We start from the raw sequence: 18,441 nt of genomic DNA, 5'->3' as shown, positions 1-18,441 counted from the left end.
CGGTGTTGAGTGTATCATCATTCTAAGGCAGCAGTCGGTCTAATACAATCAACACATTTGGAAAAATGTTTAGTGAAGGAGACATTCCATGGCATCGATTCATGAGGATATGGTACAAAAGACGAAAAAGCAGATACAACATCATTTTATTGCACTCATTGAAGCAGAGGGGTTCTCACATGTATCAGTGAAGAAAATTGCAGAGCGAGCCAACATTAATCGGGGCACATTCTATTTGCATTACACAGATAAATATGAATTGATGGATCACTTACAGCAAGAATTGTTACATGAACTTCAAACCCGCATTACTGCCATTTTGCCGAAAGAGGCTTTTTTGGCTCTTCATCAACAACAACTTTACCCGCCTTTCATAGCGATTTTTCAATTCATCAGTGAACATGCTCACGCATTAAGGGCCATTCTTGGTGATCAGGGCGATCCTTCTTTTGCGAAAAAAATAAAGCGAGTTTTCGGTGAAGTACTGTTGGAGCGTTTGATCAGCCTGCATCCAGCAGCTAAAGAAGAAGCATTCCGCATGTATATGCACGCCTTCCTTACATCGGCGATTTTAGGGGTGATTACTGAGTGGCTAGAGAACTGTGAAGAACAAACGGCGGAAGAAATGGCGAAAATCCATTTTCAAATCTTGAACTTCATCAGCCAATTGCGCACATTCATCCAATGAACGATTCATTAAAGGCATGTTCCATCAACATGCCTTTAAATCGGATTACATCTTTTCCTTAGCTTCTACCTCTACATCACCAACGGAATAATACCTCCTTTTGGAGGTATTCATACTAAGCATCGACAATAAAATTGATAAAGCGAACATGATCATGGAACCTGAAATCACCACGAACCGAATCGAAATGAAATGAGCTGAAACACCAACAATTGCGGTAGATATGATGATCAATAATGCTTCTAACAAGCCAAAAACACTTCCGACCCTGCCCATGATGTCCACCGGAATATTATTTTGATAAAAGGTTTGAAAGCCGGTGTTGGCAAAAGCCAATGAAAAGGCAATGATGAAAAAACCGATGGCGGCCATTGAAAAGGAATTCGAAAAGGCAAAGATCATATAACCTATCGAGACAAATAAAAATCCAAGACCGATCATGTGCGAGATTTTCACTTTACTGATGAATACGACATTGACTATGGCCCCAGCAATGATGCCTGCCCCGGCGATGCTTACAAGGAATCCGTAATCGCTGTCCGACAAAAGGAGCACGGCCTTGGCAAACGCCGCTTCTTGGGAATCGATGGCCGTTTCCATCACCACCATGCAGCTGAATAAGAAATAAATGAGCATGATGTAGGAAGATTTCCGGCTGAAGTCCAGGACGATGCCCCAATCCTTTTTCATGATGGTCCAAGACAGGTAATGACTGGATTGTTCAAGGGGATGATCCTTTTCAAGATTAGGCATGAATAGGGTGATGATACCGGATAGTAATAAGGCAGCCGCGTTAATATAAATCGCTAAAACGGGCGTACCGATCATGAAAAGGATCCCCGCTAGCGCCGGTCCAATCAAAAAAGCTCCAGAATCCATTAAGCTTCGTAATGAGTTAAATCGTTTCCTCTGTTCAATGGGAATTAATTTTGTAATATACGACCTTGATGTTGTTACGAACATGGCCCCTGCCATATTGACCACGAAGACAAGGGAATAGATGACCCAAATAGAAGAAGTCAATGGCAGCAATGCTATGAATACCGTGCGAAATAGGTCAAGTGCCACCATCAGATTCCGCTTATTTATCCGGTCGATCACGCTGCCTGCCCACACATTCGTTAATATGGAAGCCATCGGTTTAACGATATAAAGACCAGCTACCGCCAAGGCTGAATCAGTCATATCCAGAACGATTAAATTAAGGGCAATGAAATAAACCCAAGAACCAAAGTTGGAGATTCCTATTCCGCACAAAAGAATGGAAGGGTATTTCCAAGATACTAATGTATTTCTTAATTTCATCGCTTCTCCCCCTTTGACCGAACAATAAAAAACCCGGTCCCCCAGCAATGCGTCTCGGGACGAGATCAATTTGCGGTGCCCCCCCTAACTATCCTCGGCTGTCGTTAAAGGCTCTTTTGGAAAGTGGTCATTTCATTTACTTTTCTCCTCTTTACGCCTACTTAACTACTAAATTTTAACATTAATGTTTTTATAATGTAAATAACGCAAAAAAACTCATTCAAAATAAATGAGTTTAAAAGCAAAACAAGATATGGATTTTTCGCTCAGCGTTCCGGATAGAACACAGGAATACATAATTGAATACCGCTAATGAATGTTGGATTCAGTTGAATTACCTTAGGGAAAACAATTTTAAAAACGGATTCTTTTTCTTATCCGTTATCCTTAACTCATTCATGATGATTTGATCCTCATGATCGGCTATCCATTTCCTAAGTGCATCTTTATCCTGGCATTGTGTTAAATATGTTTGGCCACCCTTGCCTGTAGCATTAATAACATATCTATTGAACGTCTTCTCCATAATTGCCCGCCTTTTTAATAAAATGTATTGAATTTAAATAATAATGTACTGCTTTTACCTTTATCTTTTACAAAAGAAACATAATATATATGTTACAAATTTTGATTCGCAATAGCATGTTTTGTTTGAAACTATTGAATAAAGTACATCGATGCCGGTTATCATAATTGGATTAATCGAACCTATCATAATGTGCTAACTAATATTTGTCAATACGTTTTCTAAATGTAAATAAAACGTAAATTTTCAGTTTTGTTAAAGAAATATTTTTTTACGATTTAGGGGTTTACAACTGCTAAATGATGGGAGTAGAATACGTTTATCAATTTAATGCATTTCGGCCAAAACTCATGGAAAATGAGTACGGAGGACCCAATCATTTGGGGTTAATTCTGCCTTGCAGAAGGGATGAGATCAGCTCTTTCGCCATCCTACCCGTCAGCTAACTTCGTCGGCTAAAGCGAAGGAGGTCATAAGACCGCCTATTTCGGGAGCTTTTTTGCACGCTTTTTGTGGCAATACAGCTATTCGATGTTTTCGCAGGTCTTTTTATTATGCCTTTAAAAAGATTCGAAAAGCAGATTGATGATTGAAATGTCATACAGTTTTACACAATTTTTTTATGGGTAGGGATGATCATTTGAGAATGACAAAAATTTTATTGGATCCGCCAAAAATACTTGTACTCGGCTTTGCCATCCTGATACTTATTGGGGCCTATTTATTGACCCTGCCGATTTCCACAGAAAATGGCAATGGTCTTTCTTTTCTGGATGCTTTATTCACCTCGACTTCAGCTACATGTGTAACAGGACTGGTCGTAGTGGATACGGGATCGACCTTCACCACTTTTGGTGAGTTGGTCATCCTAACATTGATTCAGGTAGGCGGCTTAGGGTTCATGACATTTGCGACGTTTTTCTTTTTATTATTAGGCAAAAAGATTTCTTTAAAAGGCAGGTTAGTTCTGCAGGAGTCCTTAAATAATCTATCCATGGCGGGTGTAGTCAGATTAGTGAAACGGCTTTTAATTTTCACGGCCATCATTGAGGGCATGGGTGCACTTATTTTATCGATTCGCTTTTCTTTTGACATGCCAATCGGCAAGGCGATCTATTACGGTGTTTTTCATTCCATCTCGAATTTCAATAATGCCGGATTTGATTTAATGGGGGAATTCAGGAGTTTGACCCCTTATGTATCGGATCCATTCGTAACCCTTACCGTCGCCTTCCTCATCACGTTTGGCGGGATAGGCTTTATCGTGATGAATGAAATATACGAATATCGGAATACACATCGTTTATCCGTACATACGAAGATAGTTCTGACGACTAGCTTGACCCTTACGATTGCCGGAGCGGTTTTAATCTTTTTATTCGAGTTTGATAACCCAAAGACATTGCAGCCTTTATCTTTCATGGGTAAAACGCTGTCGTCTTTATTTCAATCGGTATCACCACGGACGGCAGGCTCCAACACGCTGAATATCCCTGATTTAACTCAGCCTACATTACTGCTCATCATTTTCTTGATGTTCGTTGGGGCATCACCCGGATCGACTGGCGGCGGGATTAAAACGACTACATTGGCGACGCTTGTCGGAACGGTTTGGTCACAGATCAAAGGTAAGGGTGATGTGGTATTGTTCCGCCACCGCATCGTGAGTGAAACGATTTTTAAAGCATTATCCGTCACATTCATTGGTGTATTCGTGGTTTCAATCATCTCCATTCTGCTGACCATCACTGAAAGCGGAACTGACTTCTTGATGATTTTGTTCGAAGCCACTTCAGCTTTCGCCACCGTGGGACTTTCAATGGGTTTGACCCCAGAATTATCACCGGTTGGCCGGATGCTCATCATTTTCACGATGTTTGCAGGCCGGGTGGGTCCTTTGACTTTGGCCTTTGCTATCGCCATGAGGCGCAAGCCAGATCCGTTCCGCCGGCCAAAAGGGAAAATCATGATTGGTTAATAATGAATGGAGGAGTGTAAAAGATGGGAAAACGACAATACGCCGTGATAGGTTTAGGCAGATTTGGAACCAGTGTGGCCCATAGATTATATACGGCCGGTCAAGAGGTTTTGGGTATTGATGTCAACGAGGAAAGAGTCGAGAATGCGGAACTGAACGTTACCCATGCGGTCATGGCGGACACGACTGAAGAAGAGACATTGAAAGCAATCGGAATCCGTAATTTCGATTGTGTCATCGTAGCCATCGGAAATGACATGCAATCGAGCATTTTAACTACCTTGCTTTTAAAAGAGCTTGGGATCAAAAAGGTCATTGCCAAAGCACTTAATAAAAATCACGGTCAGGTGCTCACAAAAGTCGGTGCCGACTGGGTCATCTATCCTGAGAGGGATATGGGGGAACGGGTCGCGAATCAGCTCCTTTCCCCTAACATGCTGAACTATATAGAGCTCTCTAAAGAATACAATATCGAGGAAATCATCCTCCCCATGAGCATGAAGGGAAAAAGCCTCAGGGAGCTTGATTTACGGGCAAAATATAATATCAGCGTCATTGCCATCGTGAGTAATGGAGAAATTATCATTGCACCCTCACCGGATCAGGATATCCATGAAAAAGATATGCTTTTAGTGGTTGGCAATAAAGAAGATCTGGCCGTCTTTGCCAATATTGAATAATCCGGCAGGTTCCGGCTCTTGCTTTATGTAGCCCGATACCTATTTTGAATGCTAATACTACGAGAAGACCGCCATATGGAGGTCTTCTCGATGAAATTCATAACGAGCATCCCCGTGCCCTGGATATGTATGTATTATTTTATCGTACTGATCGCTTGGGCAAGAGTGGACTTTATCGTCACTTTATCAAAAGGCAGTTGAAGCTTAACGGCAGTCATGGCGATTTCCGGCCGAAGTCCTGAAAGGGTTGTTTGAATTCCGATCAAATGTAAGGATTCAATCAATTGAGACAGCTGGTGTGCGGATCCGCTGTCTATCGCATGAACGCCAGATAGGTCAATGAAAAGTCTGGTGACATTTTTTTCAGCGCACTTTTGTAATGTGATTTCAAGCAAGGACATGCCCCTCGCCGTGTCAATATCGCCTATCAGGGGAAGCAATGCCGTGTTATCTTTTAGCGAAATGATGGGCGTGCTCAATTCATCGATCGTTGCCTGTTGGGCTTTCATAATTTTATTGGCATATCTATGATTGGCTTCCGTAAACCTCTCCATCACTTCACTGAACACCTTCACCACTATCCGATACCAGGAGTTTATTTCCTCCTGTGTATATTGATCTCCATGCAATTTCACAAACCGGTCAATATAATCCAGGTATTGCTCTTGCGTTCGGAAAAACTCCCTCAATATAAAATAGATGGGTGTGTTTAAATGCTGCTCATCCTGACCGATATCTTCAATCCAATCACCAAGCTGCTTAAAGAATTCCCTCTCCTCTGTATCAAAGACCTGAAAGAAACGTAAATGGAATTCATTATTTTGCTGCTTAAGTTTTTTAATCACTTTGGGATCGGATGAACTATAAACACCCGCCTTATCACTTTTATTCAATGATGCGTACCAATCCTCAGTCAGTTGTGCTGCCACACCCAATAAAAAGGAATATAATTCTTTATTTACGTGCATAAACTCCTCCTATTTAGTTTTTTATAAAAAGCAATCGATAAATCTAACGCTGAAAACGGCATTGTCAGGGTATTGAAATATTATCAACAAAGTAAGCATCGAAGATAACCTCTTCCATACTTAAAATCTTATGCTCTGATGCCCAATTGCCCCTCTTTCCATATACCTTCCCAGCTGTTTTTGAAACCATGCAACCACTGTTTTTTTTAAAAAAAAGATCAGCAAAAGCCTTCATCTATCATTCTGGTAAATCTACGTTCCTAAAATTCTATTGTATTGTTATAGTTTACCATTTTTATTTTTTGTTAACAATTTCCACGCAAATAGGACCTGATCCCAGATCCTCCGTTTAAAACCCTTTCGCCTTCTCATTTCATAAATAAAGCCGTCCATAAACCTTGCACCCCAAAGGTTTCATCCGATTGTTCCATTTTCCTCATTTTACGTATTTCCACCACTTCAAAATCCTTGAATATCTTTCTGAGTTTTTCTTCCGTAAAACCTAATCCGCCTTTAAGGCTTCTTTGCCTATATACTTCCCAATCCGAAATATCGGCACCACCCAATATGCCGCCCTCGACAAAACAAGTAATCGAATACAATCCCTTAGGCCTTAACGCCTTTTTCACCATCTCCAAATAATTGATCCTTCTATGTGGAGCAATATGGTGAAAACAACCTGAATCAAAGACGAAGTCATATTGCCCTTCCTCAATGTCCAAATCAAATATATTCCTTTGAATGAAGTTCACGTGCACTTTCTTTTCTGCCGATCGTTCTTTCCCCCATTCAAGGGCTTCCTTTGAAAGATCCACCGCATCGACGGTAAAGCCCTTTTGAGCAAGGTAAATGGCATTTCTCCCAGGTCCGCACCCAAGCTCAAGAACCTTTCCTGGCCGGATTAACCCACCATCAAAATATGCAACCAAATTTTCATCAGGGAAATTTTCGAAAAAGGGAACCCCTTTGGAGCGGTCTTCATAAAAACCATTCCAGAATCCAGTTGGCTCACGCAATAACGAGTCGAGCATATTCAATAGATCTTCATAGGTTGTTATCGTCTCGGACAAAACCATCACCTCTTCCCATTGTATCCAACCATTTAATTATACTGATTTCGGCCTGTGCCTATGTAACAGCTGCATCAAAAATGAGTGACATAGAATGTTCAGACACAATTGGACTTGTTGATTATATGATGATCACTGGAATTTAAAGGTATCAAAGATGCGTTCGAACAGCCTTCTGATAGTATGTTACATTCTTACTAAATAACCCGATGATCGGCTCATTATCCATGTTAGAAAGGACATGGGTTTTATATAAGCATGTCAAATATTACATGCTCTTTACAGCAAATCAAGTTTAGCTTCCAAACAACAAAACTCAGCTCTATGATGTATCCTGATGTCTTTGAATCCGACTCCCAATCCACTTCTGAAACATCCCTCCGCCACCTTCCTGTCACATCCGTTTACTGATGATTATCTTTCTATACATTCCATTCAGCATGATTGGTCGATCTTCTTCAATTTTCATATTCTTAACATGTCTACTTAACAAGTCTTCAAACCTCAAGCCAATATCCGTTCCTAAAAATCGAATGATAGGCCTCAGAAGCTTTTTGGGTAGTGAAGGCACTTCATCTTTAGAAATAAACTTGTCGAATAGTATTATTTTTCCATCCCCTTTTAAAACTCTGATCATTTCCCGAAGGCATTCATTGGCATCAGGTACGACGGAAAGAACCAAACTTCCCACTATATAGTCAAACGCTTCGTTATCGAATTCCATATGCTGTGCATCCATCTCGAGGAAATTGATCGATGCATCATCAAATTTCCCCATCGCTTTTTTTAGCATATCGGCTGACAGGTCTATCGCCGTTATCTCAAGGTCAAGGTTCTTGATCAGCTCCAAATCGGCCCCCGTACCTACGCCCACAAACAGAACCTTTGCATCATCATGAAAATCCATCTCTTCAAACATTCTTTTCCTGGCATCTAAAAAGAGAGGAGAGTTGAAGATTTTGTCATAAATTGGCGACCAAAATTTATAAATCACTTTATTCCACGAATTATTCAACATCCCCACCCCCTTACATACTACTTCCATGAAGCATGATAAATCCATTCCAAGCGGATATTATATCTGGTAAATTAGACTGTTGATTCGATTGGGGAGGTATCAGAGCTAATGGAAACACTCAACCTACAATACAATGTGCTTGAGCAGGCGATAAACATGGACTATTCCAGGCATCGCTTATTGGATTCCGACTTCCGCTCGGTTTCGGTGCATGATGGGAAGTTTAATTCCTGCGATTTAAGCCGTTCTGACTTCAGCCATTCCGACCTGACGAACAGCACATTTAAAAGCAGTAACTTAGATAATCGCATCTTTGAAAACGCCAATTTAACTGGCACCTTATTTAAAAGTGCAAATTTATTTCAAGAACAGCATTTATAAAAAAAACGTGACCCTCATCTAAAGGACGGCGATTGTCGCATCCACCTCAATCATTTGCGAGACCGTGTTTCTGACTGCAGTCGTTTAAAAAGGAATGAAATGGGAGAATGATCTACACGAACCCTGTGCTAAGACATACAACGTCTTAGCACAGGGTTTTTATATATTCATATACCTTTCTCAGATTTGCTTACCATTCAACCGCCCATCCTCCCAGCCTGACCTTTAGACTTCCACTTCAAATTCTTTAACGTAGACAGCATTCCCCGTGATTTCAATATCATATGTGCCATCGTTTTGGGTAGCCGAAACGCGAACTCTGCCATCCTTTCCGATTTCATGTCCTTGTTCGATTAACAGGTGCACTTCATCTTCAAGACCATCCTTTATGTATTTTGCATAATAAGCACCCATTACACCTGAAGCCGTTCCTGTAACCGGGTCTTCAAGCGTACCTGAAAATGGCGAGGAAAAATGCCGGGCATGCATATGGGCGTCACTATCGTACGTTTCCAGGCAAAAGGGATGAACGGATGCTCTTGGCATTTCCTTTAATAATTGCGAAAACATGCTATTGTTCGCCTTCATCCTTTTAAATGAACTTCTTTCTTTTACCGGAACCAGTAAAGTCCATAAACCTGTACTTCCATAAACAATAGGTAATTCACTTTCAAGATCTTCTATATCCAGGCCGAGGGAACTGGCTAAGCCACCCTTATCTCCGTTAAACGCTTCAAACTGAGGCGCGGCCTGCTTTTCATCGTAATATATATATCTTGATCCGTCGTGGTATGAATCTTGATTGGCAATATTCCCGCTCCTGTTTCAATCATCAGCTCATCTTTATCCAATAATCCCCTGGTCTTCAGTGCATGGATGGTAGCCATTGTCGCGTGTCCGCAAAGATTCATTTCATGTCCCGGTGTAAAATAACGGATTCTAAGATCGGCAATATCGGAATCCATCGGAAAAGAGGTTTCATTGAACCCCACCTTCTCCGCTATTTCCTGCATTTCCTTTTCTGTCAGTCCATCCGCATCTAAAACCACACCTGCCGGATTTCCTTTATTCGGTTTACTGCTGAACGCAACGTAATGAAAAACCCTTACCATTTTCAAATCTAACATCTCCTATTAAATGATGGCGCTTCTCTTGAATAGTAATTCTATATCTCTTTCAATATCCCTTTTTCGTCCTATATTAAGTGAAACAACCATTGATTTTATTTTCTGAATATTATACAATTACTCAAATTCATCAAATGTAAAATTCCATGAAGGGAAGGAGTACGTTGTCGTTCTGTTCCAAAGAGAGCTGGTGCTTTGCTGAAAGCCAGTGTCCAGAATATAACCGAAGATCATCCCCGAGAAGTAAAGCCGAAGCCTCAGTAAGCTTTTCCGGTTTCCCCCGTTAAATGGGACAACGCATTAATGTGCGTTTGTCATTAAACAAGAGTGGTGCCGCGAGTTCAAATCTCGTCTCTTAATGAGACGGGATTTTTTGTTTTTAACCTATTCAATGAAAATAACGGGAAAGCAGGTGCAGGAGTCATGCAGACACTATTATTCGTAACGGATTTATACTATGAAGCAAAAGGAAGAAATTATTATGAGGAGGATTTGTTCCTTACTTCGAAGCTTAGAGAAGATTTTCAGTTAGTACTTTGCCATCCTGAAGACATTGAAACGTTTGAAAAGGATTTTGACTTGATCGTCTTTCGAAATGCCGGTCCAGTAGCCAATTTTAAAGATAAGTATCTAGCATTCCGTAATAGAGTGGCTGCCGGTTGTTTGAAAACGTACAATTCATTTGTTGGAAAGGCTGATATGAACGGGAAGGAATACTTAATCGAACTGACGAATGCCCAATTCCCTGTCATTCCGACCATCGATACACTTGAATCTTTAAATAAACTTCCTAATGTGGAAACGTATATAGTGAAGCCGAAAGATGGCGCGGATTCCATCGGTTTGGAATTTGCCACGAAAGAAGAACTGGGAGATAAAATGGATTTGGAATCAAAGAACACATTGGTACAGCCATTTATCAACTTTGAGTATGAAGTCTCTTTTTATTTTATCGATAAGGAATTTCAGTACGCCCTTTATGCGCCTGATAAAGAGAAAAGATGGGAATTAAAAGAATATGCCCCTACTGAAGCAGACCTGGCTTTTGCTAAACGATTTATAGAATGGAACAATCTTGATTGGGGCATCCAACGAGTTGATGCCTGCCGGAATGAGCAAGGTGAACTTTTATTAGTAGAACTGGAGGATTTAAACCCCTATCTGTCCCTGCTGGAATTAACGAATGAAACACGTCACAATTTTGTAGAAGCCATGAAAAAATCAATCCAAAAAGCTCTGCAAGCTTAGAATTCGTGGACGGCAGAATAAAGTTTGGTGTAGGTTGAATAAAGTGCGCGAACGGTCGAATAAAGTGCGCGGTAGGTCGAATAAAGTGCGCGGTAGGTCGAATAACTGGCGGGAACGGCAGAATAAAGTGCGCGGTAGGTCGAATAACTGGCGGGAACGGTCGAATAAAGTGCGTACCAGGATTTTAAAACAAGACTTGGTTATACTACATGTTTTTTTACTGTAACTTCCTTTAAATAAAAAAACTGCAGGCAAACTCGCTTTTCTTCGAGTTTGTCTACAGTCTACCGAGTCCCAAGGGACCACTAATTCATTTGAGATTTATGCCATTTCCATGCACTTTCAATGATTTCTTCCAAATCTATCGATGCTTTCCATCCAAGCTCTTCATATATCTTATTTGCCGAAGCAACCAGACGCGCTGGATCTCCAGGGCGACGGTCTGCATACTCTATGGTCGGTTTCACTCCTGTGACTTTTTCACAAGTGTCGATTACATCCTTAACCGAAAATCCTTTTCCATTCCCAAGATTGTAGGTGGCCGTATCCTTCTTCCCGGATAATAGGGCTTGAAGGGCGATTATATGAGCTTGGGCTAAATCCGTTACATGGATATAGTCACGAATGCATGTGCCATCTTCTGTGTCGTAGTCCGTTCCAAACACTGAAATTTTCTCACGTTGTCCTAATAAATGCTGTAAAATAATAGGAATCAGGTGTGTTTCCGGTTCATGACTTTCACCGATTTCTGCCGACGCATGCGCTCCAGCCGCATTAAAGTAACGCAAGACGACATAATGAAGTCCATACGCATTTGCAAAGTCCCCTAAGATCTGCTCAACCATCAATTTCGAGCGGCCATATGGATTAATCGGATTGGTTGGCTGATCTTCATCAATCATATCAACATTTGGTATCCCGTACGTAGCTGCCGTTGATGAGAAAATGAAATTCTTAACATCATGCTTGAGCATGGTATTCAATAATGTAAGAGTTGCACCAACATTATTATCATAGTATTTATAAGGATCTTGAACAGACTCCCCCACCAAGCTATTAGCGGCAAAGTGCATAACAGCTTTAATGGGATACTTAAGGAATATTTCATTCAAAACCGCTTCGTCCCCTAAGTTTCCTTCCACCAAGACGGCCTTCGAATCGACCAGCGAACGAAAACCGGTTGAGAGATTATCCAGAATGACAACCTCTTCAGTATTCACTAACTCTTTTACAAGATGACTTCCAATATATCCTGCACCGCCAACGACCAAAATCATATAGAATTTCCCCTATCTTCATCACGTTATAAGGTTCCCCAACCAACGTCCGGCTCCTAAAAGCTTTGGACGTATCCTTGGATCGGAATTCAGTCCTTTTTCAGGCATAATAATCCCCTCTAAATAGTCATGTACCACCCACAATTGTTGGTGATTTTAGTACACTTTCTACCTAAAGGGAATATTATCATAGGGACCCTATTTAAAATGGGTTATTTGATACCTGCCTTATGCTCTTTGATGATATTTTCCATTACTTCTATAATGTCGTCTCTTAAATCAGGACGTTGCAGGGCAAATTCAATTGTCGTTTTCACAAAGCCATCGACAACTCCGACATCATAGCGTTTCCCTTCAAAATCGTAAGCGAAGACTTTTTGGATTTCATTCAAATTCTGGATGGCATCCGTCAACTGGATTTCACCGCCAGCCCCTGTTTCCTGCTTGGCTAGGAAATCGAATATTTCCGGGGTTAATATATATCTACCCATGATGGCTAAATTGGATGGGGCCGTTCCTTGTTTCGGTTTTTCAACGAAACTATTCACTTCGTATCTTCTGCCCTCTTGCGTAAGCGGGTCAATTATGCCATATCTATGTGTTTCGTTCTCATTGACTGGCTGCACTCCAATGATGGACGAACCTGTCGCATCATACTCATTCATTAATTGACGTAGGGAAGGCACATCGCTTTCTACGATATCATCGCCTAAAAGGACGGCAAATGGCTCATCACCAATAAAGTTACGTGCACACCAAACGGCATGTCCAAGGCCTTTTGGCTCTTTTTGCCTAATGTAGTGGATATTAGCTAAATTGGATGGGTATTGCACCTTCTCCAATAAATCGAATTTCCCTTTTTCCCTCAAGTTGTTCTCAAGCTCGTACGCATTATCAAAATGATCTTCTATCGCTCGTTTATTCTTTCCTGTGACAATGATTATATCTTCGATTCCCGACTTAACGGCCTCTTCTATAATATATTGAATAGTTGGTTTGTCCACTATTGGCAGCATTTCTTTTGGCATTGCCTTCGTAGCAGGCAAAAATCTGGTTCCCAATCCCGCTGCAGGTATTATGGCCTTTTTTACTTTTTTCATTCTCTTGTAACTCCTCCATATCAACTTAATAATTAAAATCCTAATAATTACAAGTTTTCTTAATCACCATATTCATAGTAACATAGTCTGGTTTTTTGTTAAAATGTTAGTATATTCAATACTTTCATATGCATTTATTATATACCAATTTCTTCAAGATTCAAAACTTATTAAGTCAATTTTTTACTTTATTGGCTGGAAATTTGACCATCCACAACTTTAAAGACAGGATTCCAACTGGCTGACCGTCATCCTCTTGATCGCTTAATGGATTAAAGTAAATGCCTTTCCCCGATATTTCAGGGAAAGGCCTTATTTTTCTTACTTATATGATTGGCAGGTCCAAAGACTTATTTATTTAGCACTATTGATCATTCCATTTATTTTTTCCATGAAATCATTCATGACCTGCTTCAATTTCAGCTCGGCTTCTTCCATCGTTTCACCTTGGATCCCGAAATAGAATTTGATTTTAGGTTCAGTACCAGATGGCCGCAAGCATACCCATGTGCCGTCCTCAAGGAAGTACTTGATTACATTTGATTTAGGTAAATCGATGACTTCTTCCTTATTGGTGCCCACCGTCAGTCTCACACCGCTTTGATAATCCTCCTGCACCATTACAGCATTTTTGGCAATTTGCTTTGGAGGAGCCTCACGGAACTGATTCAGTATCCCTTGAATCTGCCCGGCGCCTTCAATCCCCTTTAAGGTCAATGACTGAAGTCCCTCCAGATAATATCCGTACTTTTCAAAGATGCTAAGCAATCCTTCATATAGATCCATGCCCTGTTTTTTATAGTGGGCACAAACCTCCACCGCAAGAACGGCCGCTTGGATCGCATCTTTGTCACGGGCAAAATCCTTGATTAAATAGCCATAACTTTCTTCATATCCGAATAAGAACGTGTGCTTGCCGCTATCCTCATATTCATTGATCTTTTCAGCGATGAATTTAAAACCCGTTAATACATCAACGGTCCCTAAACCGTATTCCTTAGCGATTCTGCGCCCGATTTCAGAAGTTACTATCGTTTTTAAGACAACTCCATTGGGAGGTAAAGTGCCTTTCGCTTTCTTTTCTTTTAAAAGATAATCCAATATTAGTGCACCTGTCTGATTACCTGTAAGCACCACATATTCGCCATCTTTATTTTTAACGGCAATACCGAGTCGATCTGCATCCGGATCTGTTGCGATCAAAAGGTCTGCCGATACTTCATTTCCTAATTCAATGGCCATTTCAAAAGCTGCATGCTCTTCCGGGTTCGGGGATTGAACTGTCGAAAAATTGGGATCAGGCAATTCCTGCTCTTTTACAACGTGTACCTTGTCGTATCCCAGATCTTGTAAAGCACGTCTGACAGACTTATTTGCCGTGCCATGAAGAGGTGTGAATACAACTGTCACATCCACTTCTTCACTTAAATCTTTGTTTTCGGGCACAGTAAGCAATTTATCATTATATGCGGTATCGATTTCCTCTCCGATAATCTCAATTAGGCCTTGCGCTTTCAATGTCTCTTCATCTTTAACCGAAATGGCAAGTTCGTTTTCAATCGCATTCACGAATTCTATCACTACATCAGCCGTTGCCGGTGGAAGCTGTGCGCCATCTGGCCCGTACACTTTATAGCCATTATATTCAGGGGGATTATGACTTGCTGTAATAACGATCCCAGCATATGCATTCAGTTCACGAACGGCAAAGGATAACTCCGGCGTTGGTCTTAACTCATCAAATAGATAAGCCTTGATTCCTTCTGTAGCCAGGGTCTTGGCTGCTTCCAAGGCAAATTCAGGCGATTTAAAACGTGAATCGTAAGCAATCGCGACACCTCTGCGTTTTGCTTCATCACCCATCGATTGCAGATAATGGGCTAATCCCAAAGTTGCTTTACGGACTGTATATAGATTCATCCTATTCGTACCTGCCCCAATTTCCCCGCGCATACCGCCTGTGCCGAATTCCAGGTTTTTATAAAACGCATCTTCTATATTTTTTTCATCATCTTGCATCTCGTTAAGTAATGATTTCATTTCATTATCAAGGGCTTCGAAATTCACCCATGAGTCGTAAGAACATTTCCAATTCATCTTCGCATAGTCCTTCTTTCTTTGTTGGGAAATCTAGATTTTTCTACTAAAAACTAACAATACAAATTAATAAAAAAAAGCCTCTATAGGACTTTCTCGCTATATTATCTGCAATAAATGGACATCAGTCAATATTAAATTCGTTATACATAATAGGTCGAAAAAATGGACGTCACCACAAGGAGCGACGTCCACTTAATTATTCAGCTTCGGCAACAACGGTAAAGCGTTGGTTGATGTGCTTTGGAATTTCAATTTCATCAAGTGCGGCAAGGGCAAAATCGGCATAACTTACATAGCTTTCACCCTTTGAGTTTACAAGAAGGTTATCTTTACCCAGTTTATACCCGCCTGTTCTATTTCCTTGCGGATCAAAGAAGGCGGAAGGACTGATGAACGTCCATTGGATGCCAGTCGCATTTTGCAGATCTCCAAGGTTCTTTGATTGATTAAAGGCTGTTGCAAAGTATTCTTTAGGGAACTCAGGCGTATCCAGTACACGGACCGTTTTTGCCTCGTCAACGAAAAGGCTTCCAGCTCCGCCAACAACGATCAGTCTAGTTTGAGGCGCCCCTTTCATTGCGTCAATCAGGATTTTTCCTGCATCGACATGCAGATGTTCTTTCCCCGGAGCAGCGCCAAAGGCATTCACTACCACATCGAATTCTTTAATGTCCTCTGCTTTCAGATCGAATACGTCTTTTTCCAGTACGGATGCTCCTTGAATTTGGACTTTAGCTTCATCCCTGACAATGGCCGTAACTTCATGTCCCCTAGTCAATGCTTCCTTTAAAATCAGACTTCCAGCTTTACCGCTCGCACCAATAATACCGATTTTCATATTAAATTCCTCCTATATATTGTTTTAGAAACTTCGATTGTAACTAAATTTATTACATGTAATAATATAAGTTACAGGTATTATCTTGTCAACATTTTTTATTTTGAGGATTTTTGTAGATATATTGGAGTTTTCGTCGATATATTGCAATTTTCGAAGATATATACGGATTTTCGCAGATATATTGCAGATTTCGGAGATATATCCGGATTTTTCATCTGATATATATAAAAAAGCACCATTCCTATTAGAATGGTGCGCGCTTAATTACATGCTTTTTATCTTTTTCATTAGCAGTGCCATGCAGATTGTGATGAGCGTAAAAGCGATAAAGGCCAAAAACGGGATCGTGATGAATCCTAGCCAATTTATATACTCACCTGAGCAGGGAACACCGCTTTGGCACATTTCGAAATGCTGTAGTGCTGGAATTTTTTGCAGACTATAGTGATACCCTGACACCAACATGCCCAAAATCGATAATGGGAGGATGTATCGATAGATTTTCAGGTCCTGTTCATAAAAGGCCCGGCCCAATAAGATAACGAGCGGGTACATCAGGATCCTTTGATACCAACAAAAGGTACAGGGTACATAATGGAGAATCTCACTAAAGTAGAGACTTCCAGCAGTGGCGATGATGGACAGGATCCAAGAAAATAATAGTGGCTTGTTCATCACTATTTCTCCTTCGCTGCATCATCAACCATTTTCACTAAATCATCGATTGTATTTCCTTCAAACTTCTTGCCATTGACAAATAAGGAAGGAGTTCCAGTAACGCCCAATTCGTCGGCCAGCTCCATATCCTTGTTCCATTGGTCCTCGGACTTTTTGGCTTTAAAGGAGGTAACGACTTTTTTCACATCTTTGTCATTTGCGATTTCTTTCAATGTTTCTTCTAAGAATTTGTCTGTAAAGACATCTTCCTTTTCATATTTCAGGTCAGCTGGCTGCTTTTCGAACAAAAGCTCATGAAATTTCCAAAAGGTCTCATTTCCTAATTCCTGATAAACACTTTCCGCGAATTTAGCAGATCTGGTTGAATCGACGTTAATGAACGAATAATTCATGAAATAAAATTGCGCTTTTCCTGTATCAATCAATTCACTTTGTATAGAAGGGAAGAATTGCTCCTCGAATGTCTTACATACTGGACATTTATAATCCCCAAATTCCACTATTTGGACAGGAGCTGATTTTTCTCCCAAATAAGGCTGTGATTTATAATCGATTTCATTAACGGCTGTATCTTCGTCTTTCCCATTTGCTAAAAATATAAAGCCAATAATGATTACAGCGATTAACCCGATGATCCAAAACGTGAATGCAGAAGATTGCTTTTGATTACCCTTTTTTTTATTAGCCATCATATACCTCCATCACTTGTTGTTGTGCCGATATTTCTTATCCAGCCATAGCGGCCGAATTCAGTTCCCCCTTCCTGCACCTTTCACCTGTAACTGATTCATTTACACGTTATAATATAAGATTCACCATCTGGTTTGTCAATTACACATACCTTTTATTTTCGCCTTTGCAGAAACGGCGTGACTTGACAAGGAAACGGATCATGGATAAATATTATTCTTGCAGGCCATTATAACTTGTAACCACTTGAATTACATGTTAAATAATTTATACTATATAAGAATAGAGATTTTAAAGGAGAGAAAAAAGAGATGTCCATCAGTACCCGCTTTTCCGTAGGAATCCATATATTATCTCTTTTAGAAATAAATAAAGAAGGTGTTAACACTTCTGATTTCATTGCAAAAAGTGTAAACACCAACCCAGCCTTAATCAGAAAAATCACCGGCATGCTGAAGAATGCTGGTTTAGTGAATGTTCGGCCGGGTATCGCAGGAGCAACATTGGCCAAGGAATTATCGGATATCACTTTGCTCGATGTTTATCAGGCTGTCAACATTGTCTCCGATAAAGAATTATTTGGAATCCATGAAAATCCTAATCCAGCATGCACTGTTGGAAGAAATATACAAGATACAATAGAGCCCATCTTTTCAGTTGCTGAACTTGCCTTGGAAAAGGCATTGGGAGTGGTGACGATCGAGGATGTCGTCAGAGGTATTCTGGAAAAGGATAAAAACTAATTAGCAAAAAAACACATGAGTCG

The 18,441-nt window shown here is 40.5% G+C and carries 17 protein-coding genes, 1 pseudogene, 1 riboswitch and 1 other annotated feature; of the genes and pseudogenes, 6 read left to right on the top strand and 12 right to left on the bottom strand.

What is annotated here, in order from left to right:
- The first annotated feature begins 88 nt into the window (after positions 1–88).
- Positions 89–688, top strand: a complete 600-nt coding sequence (locus ABC374_RS01635; protein ID WP_413015452.1) for a TetR/AcrR family transcriptional regulator — start codon at positions 89–91, stop codon at positions 686–688.
- 45 nt (positions 689–733) lie between these two features.
- On the opposite strand, the gene ABC374_RS01630 is transcribed toward ABC374_RS01635, so the two are convergent.
- Together ABC374_RS01630 and ABC374_RS01625 are read right to left on the bottom strand one after the other, a co-directional pair.
- A complete protein-coding gene (locus tag ABC374_RS01630) occupies positions 734–1,993 on the bottom strand; it encodes an MFS transporter (protein WP_413015450.1) in 1,260 nt (419 codons plus the stop codon).
- A 334-nt stretch (positions 1,994–2,327) separates the two neighbouring features.
- Positions 2,328–2,519, bottom strand: coding sequence for a hypothetical protein (locus ABC374_RS01625; protein ID WP_063236327.1), 192 nt, complete (start codon positions 2,517–2,519; stop codon positions 2,328–2,330).
- 329 nt (positions 2,520–2,848) lie between these two features.
- Positions 2,849–2,991: riboswitch (cyclic di-AMP (ydaO/yuaA leader) on the top strand.
- 174 nt (positions 2,992–3,165) lie between these two features.
- On the opposite strand from ABC374_RS01625, the gene ABC374_RS01620 reads away from it, so the two are divergent.
- Together ABC374_RS01620 and ABC374_RS01615 are read left to right on the top strand one after the other, a co-directional pair.
- The gene (locus tag ABC374_RS01620; protein WP_413015448.1) at positions 3,166–4,497 is read left to right on the top strand and encodes a TrkH family potassium uptake protein; all 1,332 of its coding nucleotides are present in this window, start codon (positions 3,166–3,168) and stop codon (positions 4,495–4,497) included.
- Positions 4,498–4,520: 23 nt separating this feature from the next.
- A complete protein-coding gene (locus ABC374_RS01615; RefSeq protein WP_034310793.1) occupies positions 4,521–5,177 on the top strand; it encodes a potassium channel family protein in 657 nt (218 codons plus the stop codon).
- A gap of 134 nt (positions 5,178–5,311) precedes the next feature.
- Here ABC374_RS01615 and ABC374_RS01610 read toward each other — a convergent pair whose 3' ends face one another.
- The 3 genes from ABC374_RS01610 to ABC374_RS01600 all read right to left on the bottom strand — a co-directional run bounded on the left by ABC374_RS01610 (position 5,312) and on the right by ABC374_RS01600 (position 8,230).
- Complete coding sequence (locus tag ABC374_RS01610) at positions 5,312–6,145, bottom strand: STAS domain-containing protein (protein WP_350301235.1); 834 nt, start codon at positions 6,143–6,145, stop codon at positions 5,312–5,314.
- Positions 6,146–6,513: 368 nt separating this feature from the next.
- Complete coding sequence (locus ABC374_RS01605; protein WP_413015445.1) at positions 6,514–7,215, bottom strand: class I SAM-dependent methyltransferase; 702 nt, start codon at positions 7,213–7,215, stop codon at positions 6,514–6,516.
- 394 nt (positions 7,216–7,609) lie between these two features.
- Positions 7,610–8,230: a class I SAM-dependent methyltransferase gene (locus tag ABC374_RS01600; protein ID WP_413020230.1), complete on the bottom strand. Its 621-nt coding sequence runs from the start codon at positions 8,228–8,230 to the stop codon at positions 7,610–7,612.
- A gap of 111 nt (positions 8,231–8,341) precedes the next feature.
- On the opposite strand from ABC374_RS01600, the gene ABC374_RS01595 reads away from it, so the two are divergent.
- A complete protein-coding gene (locus ABC374_RS01595; protein WP_413015443.1) occupies positions 8,342–8,614 on the top strand; it encodes a pentapeptide repeat-containing protein in 273 nt (90 codons plus the stop codon).
- 225 nt (positions 8,615–8,839) lie between these two features.
- On the opposite strand, the pseudogene ABC374_RS01590 reads toward ABC374_RS01595, so the two are convergent.
- Positions 8,840–9,732 (bottom strand): annotated as a pseudogene (locus tag ABC374_RS01590) (PhzF family phenazine biosynthesis protein).
- Positions 9,733–9,878: 146 nt separating this feature from the next.
- Positions 9,879–10,100, top strand: a binding site (T-box leader).
- Between the two features lie 64 nt (positions 10,101–10,164).
- Between ABC374_RS01590 and ABC374_RS01585 the strand changes: the two are divergent.
- Entirely contained in the window at positions 10,165–10,989 is an 825-nt protein-coding gene (locus ABC374_RS01585) for an ATP-grasp domain-containing protein (RefSeq protein WP_413015441.1), read from the top strand.
- A 305-nt stretch (positions 10,990–11,294) separates the two neighbouring features.
- Here ABC374_RS01585 and galE read toward each other — a convergent pair whose 3' ends face one another.
- The 6 genes from galE to ABC374_RS01555 all read right to left on the bottom strand — a co-directional run bounded on the left by galE (position 11,295) and on the right by ABC374_RS01555 (position 17,674).
- Positions 11,295–12,266, bottom strand: coding sequence for a UDP-glucose 4-epimerase GalE (galE, locus tag ABC374_RS01580; RefSeq protein WP_350301230.1), 972 nt, complete (start codon positions 12,264–12,266; stop codon positions 11,295–11,297).
- Between the two features lie 212 nt (positions 12,267–12,478).
- Positions 12,479–13,366 (bottom strand): UTP--glucose-1-phosphate uridylyltransferase GalU, encoded by an 888-nt coding sequence (gene galU, locus ABC374_RS01575; protein ID WP_350301229.1) that lies wholly within the window; start codon positions 13,364–13,366, stop codon positions 12,479–12,481.
- Positions 13,367–13,720: 354 nt separating this feature from the next.
- A complete protein-coding gene (locus ABC374_RS01570) occupies positions 13,721–15,463 on the bottom strand; it encodes a phospho-sugar mutase (protein WP_413015438.1) in 1,743 nt (580 codons plus the stop codon).
- 199 nt (positions 15,464–15,662) lie between these two features.
- On the bottom strand, positions 15,663–16,304 hold the full coding sequence (locus tag ABC374_RS01565; protein ID WP_350301227.1) for an NAD(P)-dependent oxidoreductase: 642 nt from the start codon (positions 16,302–16,304) through the stop codon (positions 15,663–15,665).
- Between the two features lie 267 nt (positions 16,305–16,571).
- On the bottom strand, positions 16,572–16,982 hold the full coding sequence (locus ABC374_RS01560) for a disulfide oxidoreductase (protein ID WP_413015436.1): 411 nt from the start codon (positions 16,980–16,982) through the stop codon (positions 16,572–16,574).
- A 2-nt stretch (positions 16,983–16,984) separates the two neighbouring features.
- Positions 16,985–17,674 (bottom strand): DsbA family protein, encoded by a 690-nt coding sequence (locus tag ABC374_RS01555; protein WP_350301225.1) that lies wholly within the window; start codon positions 17,672–17,674, stop codon positions 16,985–16,987.
- Between the two features lie 312 nt (positions 17,675–17,986).
- On the opposite strand from ABC374_RS01555, the gene ABC374_RS01550 reads away from it, so the two are divergent.
- Positions 17,987–18,418, top strand: coding sequence for an Rrf2 family transcriptional regulator (locus tag ABC374_RS01550; protein WP_413015434.1), 432 nt, complete (start codon positions 17,987–17,989; stop codon positions 18,416–18,418).
- Positions 18,419–18,441 lie beyond the last annotated feature (23 nt).

Source organism: Peribacillus phoenicis (assembly GCF_047238085.1).
Lineage (GTDB): Bacteria > Bacillota > Bacilli > Bacillales > DSM-1321 > Peribacillus.
The sequence above is the reverse complement of the archived record's forward strand: the minus strand, read 5'-3'. Positions and strand labels throughout refer to the sequence as shown.